This window comes from Polaribacter litoreus (assembly GCF_054584775.1).
Genome location: NZ_JBTLRD010000032.1, coordinates 1 through 6637 on the forward strand (window position 1 = coordinate 1; position 6637 = coordinate 6637).

The 6637-nt window shown below is 30.4% G+C and carries 7 protein-coding genes; all 7 read right to left on the reverse strand.

Annotated elements, in window-relative coordinates:
• Window positions 1–299 precede the first annotated feature (299 nt).
• Entirely contained in the window at window positions 300–860 is a 561-nt protein-coding gene (locus ACW9UN_RS16545; RefSeq protein WP_459487478.1) for a hypothetical protein, read from the reverse strand.
• Between the two features lie 184 nt (window positions 861–1044).
• Entirely contained in the window at window positions 1045–1764 is a 720-nt protein-coding gene (locus ACW9UN_RS16550; RefSeq protein ID WP_459487479.1) for a hypothetical protein, read from the reverse strand.
• A gap of 154 nt (window positions 1765–1918) precedes the next feature.
• Window positions 1919–2677 (reverse strand): DUF6882 domain-containing protein, encoded by a 759-nt coding sequence (locus tag ACW9UN_RS16555; RefSeq protein ID WP_459487480.1) that lies wholly within the window; start codon window positions 2675–2677, stop codon window positions 1919–1921.
• A 164-nt stretch (window positions 2678–2841) separates the two neighbouring features.
• Window positions 2842–3561 carry an SH3 domain-containing protein gene (locus ACW9UN_RS16560; RefSeq protein ID WP_459487481.1) on the reverse strand — a complete coding sequence of 240 codons (720 nt, stop codon included), beginning with the start codon at window positions 3559–3561 and terminating at the stop codon, window positions 2842–2844.
• A gap of 151 nt (window positions 3562–3712) precedes the next feature.
• Complete coding sequence (locus ACW9UN_RS16565) at window positions 3713–4588, reverse strand: restriction endonuclease (RefSeq protein WP_459487482.1); 876 nt, start codon at window positions 4586–4588, stop codon at window positions 3713–3715.
• 159 nt (window positions 4589–4747) lie between these two features.
• Window positions 4748–5587, reverse strand: a complete 840-nt coding sequence (locus ACW9UN_RS16570; protein ID WP_459487483.1) for a netrin-like domain-containing protein — start codon at window positions 5585–5587, stop codon at window positions 4748–4750.
• A gap of 152 nt (window positions 5588–5739) precedes the next feature.
• The gene (locus tag ACW9UN_RS16575) at window positions 5740–6534 is read right to left on the reverse strand and encodes a cation efflux transmembrane domain-containing protein (RefSeq protein ID WP_459487484.1); all 795 of its coding nucleotides are present in this window, start codon (window positions 6532–6534) and stop codon (window positions 5740–5742) included.
• Between the last annotated feature and the right edge of the window lie 103 nt (window positions 6535–6637).

Sequence of the window (6637 nt, forward strand, 5' to 3'; positions counted from 1 at the left end):
GCGCGATATTTTTCCTCAGTTAATTTTTCACAAAACTTCAAGAATTCCAAAGTAGAGAAAATTCCAGCGTAAAATTTCCGCGTTGATTTGATTTTTTAAAATTCGCGAGAGACTGTTCAGCATTTTTTTCCTACGTTTAGATTTTCCTGAGCAATAAAACATAACGTGTTTGTACAGGATTAGTTGCTTGTTTTAAGTAATAAATTTAATAAATAATTACTGACAAAGAAAATCCGCGAGGATTTTCGTAAGTGAGCAAAAGGCAAGCAATTAATTTTGTACGGTGTTGGGCAACGTTTTTATTTCTTTTTTAAGTCAAAACCTAAATTCAGTTGTAACATTATTGGAAAAAATCCACCATTCCCATTTGTGTCAAAATAATAATGAGGTCCTATGTCAAAGAATAAGTGAAAATTCTTTCCATATTTTCGCTGTATTCCCCAAGTTGGACCAATTGCAAAGTCAAAATTTGAGCTTCTTATAAAATTACTTTCTATTGTATTTCCTCTAGTTAAAAATCTGAAAGAAACAAAATTTCCAGAATTATTTTCTGTATTTCGATTTTTAGCTTTTCTTTTTTCAAAATTATAAAATCTCTTATATTGTAAATCTAAAAACGGATTAAAACTATAAAGAAATTCATTGTAAGGTGAAGCAGAAATTTCATCATAAGGAGCTCCATAACCAATTCCTAAACCAGCAGAAAATGTTGCTTTTTGTGAAACTGGCATTTCTAATTCAATTGCAGGATTTAGGAAATTAATTCGCCAAACTTTTTCAGTTTTAGGTTCAATTTTTTCTTGCGCATAATTCAGAGTTGTTAAAATTCCAAATATTATTAGTAGTAAGTTCTTTTTCATTTTTTCTTTCTATTATTAATTTTCGTGTTTTCGTTCTTAATGTTGCCCAACGGTCTAGTGTATGATTTCGTTGCGTGTTTAAGCACTAAAGTTAGCAAATAAAACACAGATAGAAAGTCCGCGAGGACTTTCGTAAGTAGGCTATAACTAGCAATGAATTATACACATTGTTGTACACAGTTTTTTATTTTTTCGCAACAATTAATACTTGATTCTCAATTTTGTCCTCATAGACATATTTTATTTTATGATTCCAAAGTTCGTTTTCAAGTTTCAGGTCTGAGCCTTTTATTTCTCCATTTTTAAAAAACATTACTTGTCCGTTAATAACAACCTTTGTTCCATTACTTGTTTTTAAAGGAACTGGATAAAAACCCATTCTCATTTCTTCCGCATTTTTTGCTTTTTCTCTAATTTCTTGAGAAATTCCAAATTCGCTCGGTTCAATAGAGTCAACTTTATTTATGAATATAACTTTTGAAAAGTGGTCGATATAATAACCAATTGGCGGATTATTTGATACTCTAATTGTTGCAAAGTCATAACTTTGTCCGTTTTTCAATTTTACTTTAGCAGGCGCAATCTTATTCATATTCCAATCATCGGTTAACCCAATCTCATCTAATTCTGTTTTCAACTTATCGTTTAACTGTAAATCAACCATTACAAATTCTTTTAGAGTGTCCATTTGCCCATTAGCAAACTTTTGGAACATTTCTCCCTCTTTGTAAAAATCAGACCCGCAAATTGAACATTTGTAGGTTTGAGTATTCCCGATTTTTTCAGTTTGTTCAATTCTTGAATCAAATTTGGATTCTAAATAGTCAGTTCCGAATCCAATAGTATTTGTTTCGTGACAAACTGGACATCCAATTTTTTTCTTTTTTCTAAAGAATTTAAACATTTTCTGAAATTGTGTACAACGGTCTCGGTTATGAGTAGTTGCGTGGGTTATTACTTAATTTTGCAAGTACACACCAAACTGAAAATCCTCGCGGATTTTCAGAAGTAGGCGAGAACAAGCAATTACTTATAGCCATTGTTGTGGTTAGTGTTTTTTATTCGTTTAAATTAAATTCCTTTATCTCAAAATAGCAGTTTTCGCAGACCAATTTAATGTTCGCAAATTCCATTGATTCGTCATTCCAACCGTCTGTTTTAAGTCGTTCTTTTTCGCATTCAGAGCACCAAGCTTGGAAATCATCTTCTTCTCCTAATTCCATTCCACGAAAAGTTTCAAAAGCTTCTTCAAATCCAGTTTTGTTTTGATTATTCAAATGTTGGCAGATAAATGCTTTTCTTAATTTTCCGTGAATTCCGCAGTCAATTAATTCACTTTCTATTTTCTCAACTTCTTCTTTTGAGATTTGGTCTGTGAGTAAAAAATATTGTTCCAAATGGTCAGAAATTACTCGATAAGTCCCAATTCCGCCAATTATGTCAAAAGCAATAGAAGTCAATTCCCAACCTGTGTATTTATCTCCGTCAAAATGTGCCTTGGTCAGGTTTTCGTATTTCTTTTTTTCTCCAAATTCTTTAACTTTTAAAGTCTTGAATTTTCTCGGTTCAACAGAATGTTCGTTTGCCCAAGCCCACATCCAAGTATTAGTCTTTTGAGAAAAAGTTCCAACAGGTATGTATTTGAAATAAATTTCTTTGTCGTCTGAATAAAGTCTTAATGTTTCGCTGGATTGATTATAGAACCAATTTGCATAATTGTCAAGGTCATATTCGGCTCTGAATCCGTTTTGAAATTCAGTCAGCTTTTGACAAATTTTGTCCGCATATTTTTCGTATTTCAGAGGTCTAAATATCAATTCTGTTCGTTTTTTCTACATTAACCACAACGGTTTCGTATAAGATTAGTTGCGTTGAATTTAGCATAAAGTTAGCAAATAAATCACAGATAGAAAGTCCGCGAGGACTTTCGTAAACTGGCTAAAACTAGCAATTAATTTTATACTGTGTTGCCTACAGTTTTTTATGTACAATCATATGATGAAATAGTAAATGTTCCATCTTTATTTACAATAATTTTCAAATCTTGTGTTGCTCCTTCACCTTCAAACAGATATTCATTTCCTTTCTTTTCTATAAAACTTGGAATTTCTATAAAGTTTCCATCTTTGGTTTCGTTAATCACTACGCTACTAACTGTTAATTGATGATATATTTCATTCAAGGTTAAATTCTTATACACATAAATGTGGTCAAAACAACCATCGAATGCAGTATAAGTATAAGTCACATTTTCATACTCTGTTATTTCATCCTCAATTTCATATTCTTTATTGTCAAATTTTTCAATTCGTTTTTCAATTCGTTTGCTTTTTTCTTTCCCATCAATATCAGGAATTATAATTCCCTTTTGAACTTCTCTCAATAATGGTTTTATTTTCGTTAAGTCAGAACTAAAAACAAAACCTTTAATTGATTCGTTTTGAATTTTAATAAAACTTCCTCCAAGATAAAAGTCATCTCCTATTTTCTTTGATTGACCAGTTTTCAGAATTTCTTCCGCAATAATTTTTTCACCAACTTTAATTTTTTCAATTACTTTTGAATCCAATGAAGGTTTTTCATATAATTCAGCACCTAAAACGTTTATTACATAAAAACATTCTTTTTCATTCGCTTTTTGTCCAGAAGAACAGGATATAATTCCAAAAATTAATATTGTAAGTAAAAATGTCTTTTTCATAATTGTAGGCAACGTGATTGTATATGGTTTGTTGCGTGTTTCAAGAAACTAATTTAGTAAATAATTACGGACAAAGAAAGTCCGCGAGGACTTTCGTAAGTAGGCAAGAAGCCAGCAATAAATTATATACGGTGTTGTGCGTTCGTTTTTTTCATTCGTACATTTTAAAAAATTCCTTATCAATTTTCGATTTATCATCTGTAAATCCTAATCCTGTTTCTTTAAAAACCTCAAATAATTTGTCAATATCAATTAATTCAATATGTGTAAATCCATCTCTGTTAGCTTCTATAATTGCGTCTTTACTAAAATAACTTGTCGTTATAAATAAACCTTTATCTGCTCTTCCAACAATTGCACCTCTAAAGTCTCTAATCATTGGTGATGAGATACTGCTTTTAAATCTTTTACACTGAAACATAATTTTCAAAGAAATAAAATGATTTATTGGATAGAATCCAAAACCGTCTATTCCTCCGTCATTTGTTTTCTTTGTTACTTTCACTTTTTCAAAACCAGCTTCTCTTAAAAGTCTTTGAATTAATCTTTCAAATTCAAATGGATTTATAACTGATAATATCTCTGATAGTTGAATTTGTAATTTGTCAATTTTTTTTATTTCACGCTCTTCTTTTTTAAATGAAGTTTTATTTTGCGTTTGATTCAATTTGTCTTGAATTTTTGAATAAGTATTATACTTATCAACCATTTCATTAATTTCAGAAATCTCTTCAAAAGAAGTTGTGTATCCTAAATCAGTTAATGTCCAAATTCCTCTTTTTGAACTATCAATGTAACCAGTTTTAGTCATAAAATGTTTTGCAAGACTAACGTTACTCCTAAATACACTTGAACCACTTTTATGAACTTTAAGAAGTTCTGATTCGTCAAAATCAAATTCCTCGATTATTCCATCTATTACCTCTGATGATGTTCCTGAACCACCTATTTCTTTCAATACGTAAATTATGTGATAACAGTAAATTAGTGATTTTGGTCCTTTTTCAATTTCGGATGATTTTATCATTAACTTCTATTTTGGTTTTAAATGACGCACAACGTGTTTGTACAAGGTTAGTTGCGTGGTTAAGCAATAAAGTTAATAAATAATTACTGACAAAGAAAATCTGCGAGGATTTTCGTAAGTAAGCAAAAAGAAAGCAATTAATTTTGTACGGTGTTGGCACTAGTATTTGTAATGTCGATATATAGAATCATTAATTTTTTGAAATTGTAAATGTTTTCTGTAAGGTATAGGAATATTAGTATTTTTTATAAATACAGGATCCCATTTTTTAATTTTCTTCACTTCATTTATCATATCTTTTTGAAATTCTGTTTCAGGTTTTAATTCCTTTAACGGATAATATATAAATAGATGAAATATTGTGTCATATTTAAGAGTCTTTACTTTTTTGTTAATATGATTTACAACAGTTTGTATTGCCTCTCCATTTCTATCAATGTCTACAATAATGTTAGCAATGTTTTGCCCGTATTCTTCTCCGTAATTTTTTTTAGAATACTTATTTATTAAAGAATCAAGATTCAAATTTGGAAGCGAAGTTTCAAACTCTCCGTCAAGTGAACTAAAAATAAATTTGTCAATATTGAAATTATTCCAATTTTCTGAAATTTTTTTCACGAAAGTTGGATATTGATTTTCCAATAATTTCCTAGAGTTTGAACAGATTCCGCTAAAAGTTAGTTTTCCATTGTATTCTTTTACAAATACCACCCATTTTTCGTTAATATTTATATCCCAATCACAAGAAGTTAATTCGTTTGAATTTTTAAAATTAAATTCTAAAAAAATTGGATTTTTTTCTTTCTTGAAATGTTCGATTACATTAAAAACTATTTTAAAACTACGATTATCTACTGAATATTTTTTCTCTGTCACTTTTCCAAAAAAAACGTATTTTGATTCTTGAAACTCAAGTGTTAACTGTGGTGAGTCACAATCACAAGCTGAAACTTTCATAAATGAAATTGAAAATATTAAAAGTAGTAATGTCTTTTTCATATTAGTGCCAACGTGTTTGTATATGGTTTGTTGCGTGGTTTAGCACGTAATTTAGCAAATACAAACCGAATAGAAAATCCGCGAGGATTTTCGTAAGCAAACTAGAACTAGCAATAAATTATATACGATGTTGTAAGTAGTGCTTTTTTCATTCACTTACTTAATTTCAAAATCCGAAACGCTCCTTGAATTACCAAAATAAAAACGATTGTTCCGATAATCAAATCAGGTTTACTAGAACTTAACCAATTTACCAAAATTCCAGCGATTATTACTCCTAAATTAATAATGACATCATTCGAGGTGAAAATCATACTCGCTTTCATATGTGCCTCTTCTTTACTCTTTGACTTTTGCAAAATGTAAAGACAAATTCCGTTTGCGATAAGTGCAAAAATCGAAACGATAATCATTGTCGAAAAATCGGGAAGTTTCTCGTTTCCAAAAAATCTTCTTAAAACTTCCACAAATCCGATAATCGCAAGTGTAATTTGAAAATATCCAGCAAGTTTGGCAATCCGCTTTTTCTTAATCAACGTTCCGCCAACCGCAAACAAGCTAATTCCGTACACGAAACTGTCAGCAAGCATATCCAAACTGTCTGCAACAAGTCCCATTGATTTTGAGATAATTCCTGTTGTCATTTCGATAATGAAAAAGGCAAAATTTATGGCAAGGACAGACCAAAGTAGCTTTTTTTGGTTTGCGTTTTCTTTAAATTCCGTTTGGTCGGTCTGTTCGGTCGAGATTTTCTTTCCGCCAAGATTCAGTTCTATAACAGACTTTTCGATTTGGTTGATTTCTCCGCTGTGAAAAACGGTCAATTTTCGGTTCGGAATATCAAAGTCCAAATTCGCAATACTTGAAATTCCGTCCAATTTCATTCGGATTAGATTTTCCTCGGAAGGACAGTCCATTTTAGTAATTTCAAATATTGTTTTATTCACTCGGTTTCTTGGTTTTTCGGCATTACTTACAACGTTTTGGTGTATTATTTGTTGCGTAAATTTAGCGAAAAAAAAGCTATTTAGACTAAAACTTTAGCGTTTC